This window comes from Sediminibacterium sp., from assembly GCF_019264485.1.
In the GTDB taxonomy this organism is placed as follows: domain Bacteria; phylum Bacteroidota; class Bacteroidia; order Chitinophagales; family Chitinophagaceae; genus Sediminibacterium.
Window position 1 is genome coordinate 160,920 of sequence record NZ_JAHVAA010000006.1, and the last position, 13,366, is coordinate 174,285.

The window sequence follows — 13,366 nt, forward strand, 5'->3', positions numbered from 1 at the left end:
CAAAATAAGGAATCGGGCTGATAAATACTAATCTGTGACTCTGTCGCTAAAATTATTTCCTGATAGGTAAGTAATCTGCTATTCGTGTATTGATGAAGGCGCTGTTTGTGTTTTGCCCATTTCAATGATCCAGTCTTTTCTTCTTAATTCAAAATTGGTGCCGAGGTATAAACGCCTTACCTGTTCATCATCTGCCAGTTCTTCTGCTGTGCCATGTTTAAATATTTTACCTTCAATAAGCAGATAGGCGCGGTCGCAAATAGAGAGGGTTTCGTTTACATTATGGTCAGTAATGAGGATACCGATATTTTTATATTTCAGTCGGGCTACTACACCCTGTATATCTTCAACAGCAATCGGGTCTACACCTGCAAAGGGCTCATCCAGTAATATAAATTTCGGATCAACAGCCAATGCCCGGGCAATTTCTGTTCTTCTTCTTTCGCCGCCACTTAAACTGTCGCCATTATTTTTGCGCACATGGTGCAGGTTAAATTCGTCCAGTAACTGATTGAGTTTATATATCCTTTCTTTCTTTGTAAGTGAAGTCATCTCCAGCACCGCAAGAATATTGTCTTCAACACTTAATGTTCTGAACACACTGGCTTCCTGAGGCAGGTAACCAATACCCATCTGCGCCCTTTTATACATGGGTAGTTTGGTAATATCGGTATCGTTGAGGAATACACTTCCTTCATCAGGTTTAATCAGTCCAACCACCATATAGAAAGTGGTGGTTTTACCGGCACCATTGGGCCCTAATAAACCAACGATTTCGCCCTGGTTCACATTAATACTTACCTGTTTTACAACGGTTCTGCCCTTGTAACTCTTAACCAGTTGCTGGGTATGTATGGTTAGACTCAAAATCTTTGTTTCAACAAAAATACGGCTTCTCATTTGCAGAAATGCACCTGTTTGCCGGATTAACAGATGTTTTTATAAAGCTGTTAAGGCTGTATATTGCAGCCATTTAGAACCCGCAAGCAAGCAGGCATGAAGATTACAGAACATATACAACAGGCAAAAGACACGCTGATTTCTTTTGAGGTATTACCTCCTTTAAAAGGGAAGACCATCGTTTCATTATATGATCACCTCGACCCATTGATGGAATTTAAGCCATCATGGATCAATGTTACTTATCACAGAAGTGAAACCATGTTCAAGAAAAAACCCGATAATACTTTCGAAAAAGTGGAAGTACGTAAACGTCCGGGTACGGTAGGTATTTGCGCCGCCATTATGAACCATTACCAGGTAGATGCGGTACCGCATATTATTTGTGGAGGATTTACCAAACGTGAAACAGAAGATGCTTTAATTGACCTTGATTTTCTGGGTATTGATAATGTACTGGCCTTACGTGGTGATGCTGCTAAAAATGAATCAGCTTTTGAACCAGAACCCGGAGGTAATCATTATGCCATTGAACTGATTCGTCAGGTAAATAATATGAATAATGGTTTGTACATTGATGAAGACATCAAGAATGGCGGGAAAACCAAATTCTGTATTGGCGTGGCGGGTTATCCCGAAAAACATTTTGAAGCTCCCAACCTCGAAATAGACCTTGCCAAACTCAAAGAAAAAGTAGATGCGGGTGCTGAATACATCATGACGCAGATGTTTTTTGATAACCAGAAGTTTTTTGATTTTGTAAAAAGCTGTAAAGACATGGGGATCAATGTGCCGATTATTCCGGGACTAAAACCCATCACTAATAAAAAACAATTATCGGTTTTGCCTCGCATTTTTCATGTGGATATTCCAACAGATCTTTCTAATGCCATTATGAAATGCAAGACCGATGCGGAATGTGAACAGGTAGGTACCGAGTGGCTCACACAGCAAAGCCGTGAACTGAAAGCCTTTGGCGTTCCTGTATTACACTATTATACTTTAGGTAAACCCAAAGTAATCTGGAACGTGGTAAAAGAACTCGTCTAAAATAAAAAAAATCCGGTCTGAAAAGACCGGATTTTTTTTACTTGTTCTTAGATTTCGTCATAATCAAATCATCAAACTGTTCGATACTTAGCTGTTTGGCGATGATTCGTTTGTCTTTATCTAAAAGGTAAAGTGTTGGTGTTTTAAAAATATCATATAGCTGCCTGTAATTGGGTGCACCTGCTTTTTCTTCTGCATCTCGGGCAGCTTTGGTTTGATAAGTATGTGTCCAGCCTGATAATTTATTATCACTGATAAATTTTTTCCAGGCAGGGAGCTCATTTTCATAAATGTTTACACCATATATCGCCACGTTCATATTTTTCCATTTATGGCGGTAAAATGAGTCTAAGCGTGGCATTTCGTCTTTGCAATGCCCGCAGTTGGGGTCCCAGAAAGCTACAACTGTAAAAGCAGCATTAATGCTGTGAAGTGGAACGATTTTCCCGGTTGTATCTGTTAAATTCAATACTGGTGCAGGTTTGCCGAGTTGATTGGCCATTAAGCTATAGGCTCTTTCAATTACCGTTTTACGGGAGCTTGCATTGAGAATGGTGGTATCGCCTTTGGCATAAAAATTTTCAAAGAGGTATACAAATACTTTATCCTGACCCATGAATTCGGGATTCATGTATTTGTTGGTGAACTTGGTGAGCAAATAAGGGTAGATTTCTTTTCCAGTTCGTGCGGAAAGTAAAATGTATTTCACTTCTTCAATCAGTGAGTCGGGCTCAGGTGAAACATAATATTTGAAATAATCATCGAGTTTAGGCTCAAAAAAAGGTGTTCTCAGGAGCCGGTCATCACTAAATAACACATCATCCCAGAAATGATCTTTTACATAGCGGTATGGGTAAGCAGAATCGGCTTTGCCATTTACTACTGGAACTGGAGGTAGCTCAGGTCTTTTCATGGTATTAAACAACATGGCCAGCAAAGAATTGGGATGTTGTTTCATGATATTCGCTCTGTAGTCCTGTAATTCTTTGTCTGCTTTGGTGAGCGCAGCCAGCAAACGTATAGAATCGGCTTTATTGGTAGCTGTTTTGTAAGCATTACTAAGTTGTTGAATCAATTGCCCTTTTTCAACAGAGAAACCTGTATAGCTTTTAAAGAGGTCATTGTCAACAGAACCACGAATAACAGCCTGGTCTTTTAAAGAAGTGTCGCCTACAATACTGAATTGCTGAACATTATCCATTAATACCTCAAACTGAATGGTCATTTGCGGAGATACCACAAAATAAATACCCCCCGTTAGCTTTTTGTCGCCTTTAAAAACACCCTGACTTTTATCATTCAGCATGGCAGAATCAACCAGTGTTCTGCCGGTACCCATATAACTACCCAGGTATACTTTACAGTTTTTTAAAGGGGTAAGTGTAATGGAGATATTTCTCCCGGTAGAGCCTGTTTTTGGACTGGTCTTAAGCGGTGCTTTGGGTTTTGGTTTTGATGTTGCTGATTTCTGTTGAGAAAAAGCGGTTAATGATAAAGCCATACAGGCCAGCCATAAGAAACAATACTTCATATCCTGAGAATTGGGCCCAAATTTAGTTAATTACTTAAATGGGTTCGTTAATCATCTGTCAAATACATCATTTCAGGATCTTCATAGTTACCTTTGCCACGTGAGAAAGCAAAAGAAAAGAATCATTTTAGAGAATATAAGGGTAGAAGACTATGCTGCCGAGGGCCGTTCACTGGCAAGGGTAGATGGTAAAGTTATTTTTATTGAAGGTGCCGTTCCGGGCGATGTGGTGAATATTCAGCTTACCAAAAACAAGTCCGACTGGGCTGAGGGGCATACTATTCAGATCAATAGCTTCTCTACTGACCGGGTAGCGCCGTTTTGTGCTCATTTCGGGGTTTGTGGGGGATGTCAGTGGCAGATGCTTCCTTATGAACAACAACTGAGGTATAAACAAAAACAGGTAACAGATAATCTTACACGTATTGGCCGTATTGAACTGCCGGAGATGATGCCCATTGCAGGTGCCGGTGAAACCCGCTATTACCGCAATAAAATGGAATATACATTTGCCACAAGAAAATATATTCCAGCAGATGTGTTCAGGCAGATGAAAACAGAAGGTATTAATCCTGATGAATTGCCCGGTGCAGCCGGTTTTCATGCACGCGGTTTTTTTGATAAAGTAGTGGAAATAGATACCTGTCATTTACAGGCTGAGCCCACCAATCTTATCCGGAAATTTGCAGCATCATACACGCTCGACAATGGGCTGCCTTTTTATGATATTAAACAACACCAGGGCTGGTTGCGAAATATGTTTGTTAGAAATACCAGCACCGGGGAGTTGATGGTAAATGTAATTCTGGGGTATGAAGACAAAGAACACCGAGAAGCGCTGTTGAATGGAATGCTGAAAGCTTTCCCTGAGATCACCACTTTATTATATACAATTAATACCAAACGTAACGATAGTTTGTTTGATCTTAACCCGCAGGTGTATACTGGTAAAGGTTATATCATTGAAAAACTGGAAGATTTTCAATTCAAGATCAGCCCCAAATCCTTTTTTCAGACCAATACCAAACAGGCTGAAAAACTATACCAGATAACCCGCGACTTTGCTGAACTTGATGGTTCACAAACTGTATATGATCTGTACTGTGGTACAGGTAGCATTGGTATTTTTGTTAGTAAGCAGGCAGCCAGGGTAGTGGGTGTGGAAGTAATTGCCGACGCAATTGAAGATGCAAAAGAGAATGCAATTCTCAACGGACTTACGCATACTGCTTTTTTTGCGGGTGATGTAGTGGATATTTGTGATGATGTATTCTTTACTACACATGGCAAACCCGATGTAGTAATTACTGACCCTCCAAGAGCGGGCATGCATGATAAACTGGTGAGGAAACTATTGGATATTGCCGCGCCAACAGTTGTGTATGTAAGCTGTAATCCGGCTACACAGGCGCGCGATCTGGCATTACTGGACGAGAAATACAAGGTCACAAAAATTCAACCTGTTGATATGTTTCCGCATACCTTGCATATAGAAAATGTGGTGCAGTTAAAGTTGAGAGACTAATTTTATTTTATCTAATAAATACGCGTAAGCGTTATTAATATGACAGAATTCAGACCGGGAAGATTTGAGATATTACCGATCATCATCAAGAACCTGTTGATCATTAATGGTATTTTTTTTCTCGCACAGATTACTTTCTCAAAAGGTGTGGCCCCTGTTTTTTCTTTTGAAGATCATTTTGCCTTACATGCCTGGCAGAGTGAATTGTTTAAGCCATGGCAACTCATTACACATATGTTCATGCATAGTACCTATGATTATTTTCATATCATCGGTAATATGTTTGCCCTCTGGATGTTTGGCTCTGTATTGGAAAATGTATGGGGTGCCAAACGCTTTCTTACTTTTTACCTGATTTGCGGACTGGGCGCGGCATTAATGCACCTGCTTTTTCTTTCTTATGAATTATCGCCCATTATCAGAGATTTTACATTAGTAGCACAACAGCAAAATGATCCGGTTGGTTTTACAGATGCCTTACTCAGTTTCGGACGTAAATATGAGCTGAGCTGGTACAGACCCGAGCTTATTACTTACCTGCGTTCAGCTCCAGGTAATACTGAAATAACAGAACAAATATTAAGTAATATCACTTCTTTTTATGAGAGTCGCCTGAATACTGCAACAGTAGGTGCAAGCGGGGCTGTATTTGGTATACTGGCAGCCTTTGTATACCTCTTCCCAAATACCTATATATATATCTATTTCCTGGTTCCTGTAAAGGCTAAATGGCTGGGGATACTCTACTTCGGGTATGAAATATTTTATGCAGTACAAAATTCTGCCGGAGATAATGTCGCCAGATGGGCGCATATAGGAGGCGGTATTGTGGGTCTGCTGATTGTGATAACCTGGAACAAAACCAACAGAAAAACGTTGTATTAATAAAGTAACCGTGCGATATGGCTATACAAACTTATAAAAGCAATAGCAGGAAAATATTACTGGGGCAGGATAATAATTCACTCGTGTTCCTGTTTGCTGTAAACATGCTGATGTTTGTTATCGTGAACTTTCTTAAGGTAGTATATTATTTATCGGAGATACCCGATGAATTCTTTTACAGCCAGGTATTAAACTGGTTGAGCCTCCCGGCTCAGACAGACATTTTTCTAACACGTCCCTGGACTTTAATCTCTGCTATAATTACGCATCATAGTATTTGGCAACTGATCAGTAGTATGTTGTGGTTATGGTGTTTTGGTTTCATCTTACAGGACCTTGCAGGAAACAATAAACTTATTCCTATTTATATCTACGGTGGTCTTGTGGGAAGTATTTCCTTCCTGCTTATGAATAACCTGGTTCCTGTACTGGCTAATAATGTACAAACAGTAGCGCCTCTGCTGGGTGCAGGATCTGCTGTGATGGCTATTGCAGTAGCAACCACTACACTTGCGCCAAATTACAGGGTGTTTCCTCTGATCAATGGTGGTATTCCACTATGGGTAATTACACTCATATTTGTTGCCATTGACTTTGCAACAATGGCCAGCAGTAATGCAGGTATTGGAGCCGGACATCTTATGGCAGGAATGATCGGTTATTTCTATATCCGTCAGATGCGGAGAGGATCGGACTGGGGAGCATGGATGAATAAATTTGCACAATGGCTGGATGATCTCTTTAATCCTGAAAAAAAGCATAGGCAAAAATCATCATCCGAGAAACATTTTTATAAAGCAGAGAATAAACCATTTGAAAAGAAAGCCAATCTCACTCAACAAAGACTGGATGAAATTCTCGATAAAATCAATCAACAGGGTTACCAGTTTCTTACCGATGAAGAAAAAGCCTTTCTTAAAAGAGCCAGTAAGGAGGATATTTGACTTTTATATTATCGATCATAATAGTAAGCTCTCAGACTTAAAAACTGTAGGGCAATAATCTTTAAATCTGACGCTTATTTTTTTCAATTAGATACTGTCATTAATCAGTATTTTAGCTCATGGCAACGAGCTTTTTCCGAAGGGTAACTAAAACCCTGATCGTTATATTGAATCTGACGATCGTTCTGCTGTTTCTGCTTGCCAGTTTAAGCCCTTTTTTAAATACAGCCAAATGGTGGATGATAGGTTTTACCGGGCTCATGGCTCCTTATCTGATTATCGGGCTTATTTTATTTATAATTTTTTGGCTTATTGTAAAGCCCAAAATGGCACTGATTTCATTGGCTGCCCTACTTATAGGCTTTCAGCAAGTGAATGTGGTGTTTGCCTGGCGACCCGGTTCTGCAGTAAGTGAAAGAAAACCTGAAGGATTAATTCGTGTGGTTAGCTGGAACATCCAGAGTTTTAATGGGTTTACCAAAAACCAAACGGCCAGGAAACTGGCAAGAACGGAACTCGTTGAATCGATTCTGAAATTTGAACCCGATGTCGTGTGTTTACAGGAATTCAACCACAAGGAAGGCGGTAACCCCGAATCGGATAATCTTTCGCTTTTCAGGAAAGCCTATCCTTATCATCATTTTTCAAAAGATTACATGAGAAATGGAGGAGAATACCAATCGGGTTGTATTATTTTTTCCAAATATCCTATTGCTGGTACAGGGAAAGTGAAATACCCGGTTGCTGAAAGTTTAATTTATGCCGATCTTGTAAAAGGCAAGGATACAATCAGGGTATTTAATACACATCTCCAGTCTTTTAAATTCAAAGAAGCCGATTATTCTGATCTGGAAAGAATCCGGGTACAGGACGACGAAGGCTTGCGGGCTTCCAAAAATATTGTTCGAAAAATGCGTCTGGCCTTTAAACGAAGGGGTGTACAGGCGGGTATTGTAAAGCAGGAGTTGGATAAGAGCCCCTATCCTTCTATTATCTGTGGCGATTTTAATGATGTGCCTAATTCATACACATATTTTCATATCAAGGGTATCTGGCAGGATGCATTCCTGAAAAAAGGCTTTGGTATCGGGAGGAGTTTTATAGCCCTGGCGCCTACCCTGCGGATTGATTATATTCTGGCGAATGGCGATTTTACGGTTAAACTGTTTGATATGGTAGACGAGGGCCTGAGCGACCATATCATGCTTGTTTCTGATCTGCAATTGAAAAAATAAATATCTTCGCTACATCATGAAGCTGAAATGCATCTTTATCTGTTGTTGCTGTTGTTGATCTATGAAGAGATCTGCTCAGGATCTTATGTCTTTTGTTATCTGATTAATTTCCCTCTAATTCTCAAGCATGTCACTTAAAGTTTATAACTCACTCACCCGGAAAAAAGAAGTTTTTGAAGCCATCAATGCACCCTATGTAGGCATGTATGTATGTGGACCAACCGTTAGCGGCGAAAGCCATTTAGGTCATGCCCGTCCTTTTATTACGTTCGATGTGGTATATCGTTACCTGATGCACCTTGGCTATAAAGTACGTTATGTAAGAAATATTACTGATGCAGGTCATTTTGAAGAAGAAGGAAGGGAGGCTGAAGACAAAATCAGTACAAAAGCAATATTGGAGAAGCTGGAACCTATGGAACTGGTGCAGAAATACACCAATCTCTATCACTGGGCGATGGCAAAATTCAATAACCTGCCACCCAGTATTGAACCTACTGCTACTGGTCATATTGTGGAGCAGATTGAAATGATTAAAAAAATTATAACCGATGGTTATGCATATGAAGCCAACGGTTCTGTATACTTCAATGTAGAGAAGTATAATACTGATTTTTCTAAAAAAGGCATGCCTTATGGGATGTTGAGTGGCCGGGTACTTGATGATCAGATAGATAGCACACGCGATCTCGATAACCAGGAAGAAAAAAGAAATAAAAGTGATTTCGCTTTATGGAAAAACGCACCACCAGAACATATAATGCGCTGGCAAAGCCCGTGGGGCGAAGGTTTCCCGGGCTGGCATATTGAATGCTCTGCTATGAGTACGAAATACCTCGGTGAAGAATTTGATATTCATGGCGGAGGCATGGATCTGCAGTTTCCGCATCATGAATGTGAAATTGCACAGAGTACTGTATGCAATCATAAAACACCTGCACGTTACTGGTTACACAATAATATGATTACCATCAACGGAAAGAAGATGGGTAAGAGTTATAATAATGTAATTAAACTAAGTGAGCTATTTGAAGGCACACATCCTATACTCGAGCAGGCTTATCATCCGATGACGGTTAGGTTTTTTATCCTGCAAAGTCATTACAGGGGAACACTTGATTTTAGTAATGAAGCTTTACAGGCATCTGAAAAAGCATTGCGCCGCCTGTGGGAAGCGTATGAGTGGCTGGGTAAGCAAGAAATTAATGCAGCTGTAACAGCTTCAGATAAAGTGCAGGATGAAAAAGTACGACAGCTGATCGGCGAATTTGATGAGTTTATGAACGATGACCTGAACACCGCCAAAGTATTGGCCAATATGTTTGAATTGAGTTCGGTAATCAATTCCATCAAAGACAAACATATTAAGGCAGATGCGATCAGCGGAGCTACATTACAGCTCCTGCAACAACAACTCAAACTTTATATTGAAGATATTTTTGGTCTAACCGGAGAGCGTACAGCTGATGATGGTAAACTTGATGGGGTATTGCAATTACTGATAGATATCCGCAAAGAAGCCAAGCAACGCAAAGATTTCGTTACCAGCGATAAAATCAGAAATGAACTGGCTTCATTGGGTGTGCAATTAAAAGATGAGAAAGATGGTGGTGTAAGTTATTCTATACAGTAGTGGTGAATTATCAATAGTGAATTGAACTACTATTAGTCTTTTACTCTAGCATGCGTATATAGATGAGTTTAATCCTTATCTAAAATGAATTTAACTTGTTTCTCCAATTGCTTTTTATCAGGCAGATAAAGTTTGTATTGCGAAATAAAAATTTTGTTTGAAATACCTCCGGTAGCGTATTCGATTAATACTTCATCTTTATCTGCAGAGAGAATAATGCCAATCGGTTCATTGTCGCCTTCTACATTTTCTTCTGTTTTAAAATAATTGAGGTAGAGGTTCATCTGCCCTATATCGGTGTGTTTAACTGCTTTGGTTTTTAAATCAATCAATACAAAACATTTAAGAATACGATGATAAAAAACGAGGTCAATGTAAAAGTGTTTGTTTCGAAATGAAATTTTATACTGTCGGCCAACGAATGCAAAACCTTTGCCTAATTCGAGTAAGAAGAGCTGAAGATTGTCAATAATTTTTTGTTCAAGTTGCTTTTCTGTTATCCGAAGATTTTGCGAAATCTTCAGGAAATCAAGTATGTAAGGGTCTTTGATTACTTCCCTCGGATGTTTAATGAGTTGTCTTTTTTTCGATAATTGTAATACCGTTTTTTTATCTCTGCTCAGGGCCAATCGTTCATATAAAGATGAATCTATTTGCCTTTCTAACTCACGTTTAGACCAGTTTTCATGAATTGCCTGTTTTTCATAAAATTTTCTTGCTTTGTTATCTGAGATGCTCAATAGCACAATAAAATGACTCCAGCTTAAAATGGCAGACACTGTCTGCCATTTTGGATAAGCCAGATAAAACCTGCGCATATCCAATACATTTCGTCTGCCAAATCCTTTTCCATGGAGTAAACTTAAATCCTTTGAAAGCCTTGCCAGCAGGTCGCTTCCGTATTCTGCTCTTTCCTGTCCATCCTGCTCAAATTCAATAATGTGTCTGCCAATTTCCCAATTAACCTGAACCAATGCTGTGTTTACAGCTTTAACAGCACTCTGTCTTGCTGTCTCGATAGCCTGACCAATATTTTTGAGCAGACTTTTGTAATTGTTCTTTGTTGGTTTCATTTAAACGGAATGAATTATTATAAAACTGTTTGCTTAATGCAATACATTATTTATATAGCCTTCTTTCCGGTACAAATAGTAAACCTCGAACCTTTGTGTAAACAAATTTCGGGAGATTATTAAGAAAATGCAATGATATTTTTTAGTAAAAGACAGGCGATGCGCCAGTCGTATAGCCTACAATTTTACTATACAGGGTTATGGAAATTCTTAGCCTTCCGCTCAAAGATTAACAGGCTTCTATTTCAGAGAAATCCTTCCACCAATAAATAGCCTTATACCTTGATTTGGTGCATACACATATGTGGGATCAAAGCTAAGTGCATAAGGGTTTTCAGCTGTTGCCGTTATTTGACCGTTTGCAGCATACTGTACTTTTTTATCAAAAGGATCGGTTGTGCGCGCAATTAAAAAAGGGTTGCCTTTATTAGGAGTCCAATTGAGTAAGTTTTTTACTCCGCCATAAATTTCTATTTGTTTCAGACCAGAGAAAACAAACTGAATATTCTGTAAGCTCCACAAAGGCGAGTTAGGTTTACGCGGATCAAGCGGACCGAGTAAAGGTAAACGCATGGGTCCGTAAAAGTTACCAGTATAATCGATGGCAAGGTTCCAGGGTTTTATTTTATATGATACAGACCAGGTACCTGTAATTTTTTCTGTAAGTATCTGTTGCGTTTTAATACCTTTTTCTACAAGTGATACATCCTGTATAGTAATTCCTGCCATACCTTTTAATCCATTCAGTAAACTGAAGTCTGTGTTTAGTGTAATACCTTTACTTACTGCATAACCTTTAAGATTATCATAGTTAATCTCATTCGGATTGGTTTCATAATCGCCAATAATACGGTTATTAAAATGGGTGTACCATACTGAAAAATCAAACCCAACAATAGTTCCGTTACGGGTCAACGTTTTCTTGGTGAAGTTGAGGTTTACATTGTAAGAGCGTTCAGGCTTTAATTCATTTCTGATTACTATTTTTCTTGCTCCTGTTAGGGCTGCATGGTCTTCCGTAAATAAGTTTACCACCCTGAAACCTGTTCCGGCATTGAGGCGTAAACTCTGGTTCTCATCAATTTTCCACTTGTATGCTATTCTTGGTGTAATAATATTACCATGAATGGAATGGCGATCGTAGCGTAACCCCATTAACAATTGTTGCTGACCGAATTTTATTTCATCCTGTACAAAAGCACCCGGCAACCACGTTTTCTGTGGCACATTTTTAGGGTTCAAAGGAGCTGAACTTGCAGTAGCAGGTGTATTATCATCATAATAAGTATAACGAACAGCAAGACCCGAAAGTAGATCATGCTTACCAAGTTTTTTATCCCAGGTAAGCTGGTGAAAAAGAATCTGCTGATCAGCTATATAGGAAGTAGTACCATAACGGCTGTCTTGCTGATGTGAATTATACGAAACTGAATACAGCAATTTTTCTTTAGTGGGTAGTTGGTACTGACCGGTTAGCTCCCACCTCCTTGTATAAATGCTTTCACCATATATGCTGTCGCCACCTCTGAACTTTGTATTCCAGCGCATATCACCACCCCATCGGTCTTCATTATAATAACGTGCAGCAAAACTGAATAAGCGATTTTCTTTTCTTGAGACAGACCATTTCTGAAAAACAGAAATCCTTTTTTGAAGGGTTACATCTGTAAAACCATCGTTGTTATTATCAATCGGATTATTATATAGATATGCGTTTAACCCTGTTAGCAAACGAATATTTTTAGAAGGCTGAACTACAAAGCCCAGATCCGCATTTTTTTCGTTCCAGCTTGTGTGCATGTAATCTGCATAAAATTTGGCAGCGTGTTGTGCATTTTTGGTGATGATATTAATAAGGCCGCCTACCGCCTCGCTTCCGTACAATGACGAAGCAGGACCTTTTACTATTTCAACTCGTTCAATCAATGCATTAGGTATGCCTGATAAGCCATAAACAGTAGACAAGCTGCTAACGATGGGCATACCATCAATTAAAACCATGGTATAGGGCCCTTCGAGGCCGTTGATATGAATATCACCTGTATTACAAATATTGCAGTTTAACTGTGGTCTCACACCGTTAACTTGTTGCAATGCATCAAAAATATTTGGGGTAGGATTTTTTCGGAAGAATGTAGGCGTAAAAACTTCAACAGGAACCGGGCTTTCTGTTTTTCTGACTTCTTTAAGTGTACCTGTAACTACTACATCAGGAATCGCAAAATCAATTGCCTTTAAGGATATATCAATGATCAGTAACTCATTAGCTTTTAGCTGAATTTTTTTTCTGTAAGGCTCATAACCAACCCTCTCCGCAATTAGGGTATAAGTACCCGGTGTAGGTATATACAGACTGTATAATCCATTACTATCAGAAATTGTTTGAATGGGGTTATTGAGTAATCTGATTGAAACCGATTCGATCCCTTTTCCCAATGAACTCACTTTACCCGATACAGTTGACTGTTGGGCCCATGCCAGTTGGGTTATCGATATCAATAAAATACTCAAAAACGATTTCATAACAGGAAACTATAACAGTTCGATGCGTGAAATTACAAATGTTAGACTAATCTAACAAAAATAGTTT

Annotated in this window: 10 protein-coding genes; 6 read left to right on the forward strand and 4 right to left on the reverse strand. The window is 39.2% G+C overall.

The genetic code is table 11. From position 1 onward, the window contains the following. Nucleotides 1–78: 78 nt before the first annotated feature. On the reverse strand, nt 79–867 hold the full coding sequence (gene lptB / locus KXJ59_RS03820) for an LPS export ABC transporter ATP-binding protein (RefSeq protein ID WP_295201331.1): 789 nt from the start codon (nt 865–867) through the stop codon (nt 79–81). A 129-nt stretch (nt 868–996) separates the two neighbouring features. On the opposite strand from lptB, the gene metF reads away from it, so the two are divergent. Then, on the forward strand, nt 997–1,950 hold the full coding sequence (gene metF, locus KXJ59_RS03825) for a methylenetetrahydrofolate reductase [NAD(P)H] (protein WP_295201333.1): 954 nt from the start codon (nt 997–999) through the stop codon (nt 1,948–1,950). 37 nt (nt 1,951–1,987) lie between these two features. Here metF and KXJ59_RS03830 read toward each other — a convergent pair whose 3' ends face one another. Next, the gene (locus KXJ59_RS03830) at nt 1,988–3,481 is read right to left on the reverse strand and encodes a TlpA family protein disulfide reductase (RefSeq protein ID WP_295201334.1); all 1,494 of its coding nucleotides are present in this window, start codon (nt 3,479–3,481) and stop codon (nt 1,988–1,990) included. Between the two features lie 100 nt (nt 3,482–3,581). On the opposite strand from KXJ59_RS03830, the gene rlmD reads away from it, so the two are divergent. From rlmD to cysS, 5 genes are all read left to right on the forward strand, one after another. Then, nucleotides 3,582–5,006 carry a 23S rRNA (uracil(1939)-C(5))-methyltransferase RlmD gene (gene rlmD / locus KXJ59_RS03835; protein WP_295201335.1) on the forward strand — a complete coding sequence of 475 codons (1,425 nt, stop codon included), beginning with the start codon at nt 3,582–3,584 and terminating at the stop codon, nt 5,004–5,006. A gap of 39 nt (nt 5,007–5,045) precedes the next feature. Then, nucleotides 5,046–5,891 (forward strand): rhomboid family intramembrane serine protease, encoded by an 846-nt coding sequence (locus tag KXJ59_RS03840; RefSeq protein WP_295201337.1) that lies wholly within the window; start codon nt 5,046–5,048, stop codon nt 5,889–5,891. Nucleotides 5,892–5,908: 17 nt separating this feature from the next. Next, nucleotides 5,909–6,835 carry a rhomboid family intramembrane serine protease gene (locus KXJ59_RS03845; RefSeq protein ID WP_295201338.1) on the forward strand — a complete coding sequence of 309 codons (927 nt, stop codon included), beginning with the start codon at nt 5,909–5,911 and terminating at the stop codon, nt 6,833–6,835. Nucleotides 6,836–6,954: 119 nt separating this feature from the next. After that, the gene (locus KXJ59_RS03850; protein WP_295201339.1) at nt 6,955–8,070 is read left to right on the forward strand and encodes an endonuclease/exonuclease/phosphatase family protein; all 1,116 of its coding nucleotides are present in this window, start codon (nt 6,955–6,957) and stop codon (nt 8,068–8,070) included. Between the two features lie 127 nt (nt 8,071–8,197). Further along, on the forward strand, nt 8,198–9,703 hold the full coding sequence (gene cysS / locus KXJ59_RS03855; protein ID WP_295201341.1) for a cysteine--tRNA ligase: 1,506 nt from the start codon (nt 8,198–8,200) through the stop codon (nt 9,701–9,703). Between the two features lie 68 nt (nt 9,704–9,771). Here the strand turns inward: cysS and KXJ59_RS03860 are convergent, their stop codons facing one another. Together KXJ59_RS03860 and KXJ59_RS03865 are read right to left on the reverse strand one after the other, a co-directional pair. Then, complete coding sequence (locus tag KXJ59_RS03860; protein ID WP_295201342.1) at nt 9,772–10,776, reverse strand: PDDEXK nuclease domain-containing protein; 1,005 nt, start codon at nt 10,774–10,776, stop codon at nt 9,772–9,774. A gap of 240 nt (nt 10,777–11,016) precedes the next feature. Continuing rightward, nucleotides 11,017–13,299 (reverse strand): TonB-dependent receptor, encoded by a 2,283-nt coding sequence (locus KXJ59_RS03865; RefSeq protein WP_295201344.1) that lies wholly within the window; start codon nt 13,297–13,299, stop codon nt 11,017–11,019. Between the last annotated feature and the right edge of the window lie 67 nt (nt 13,300–13,366).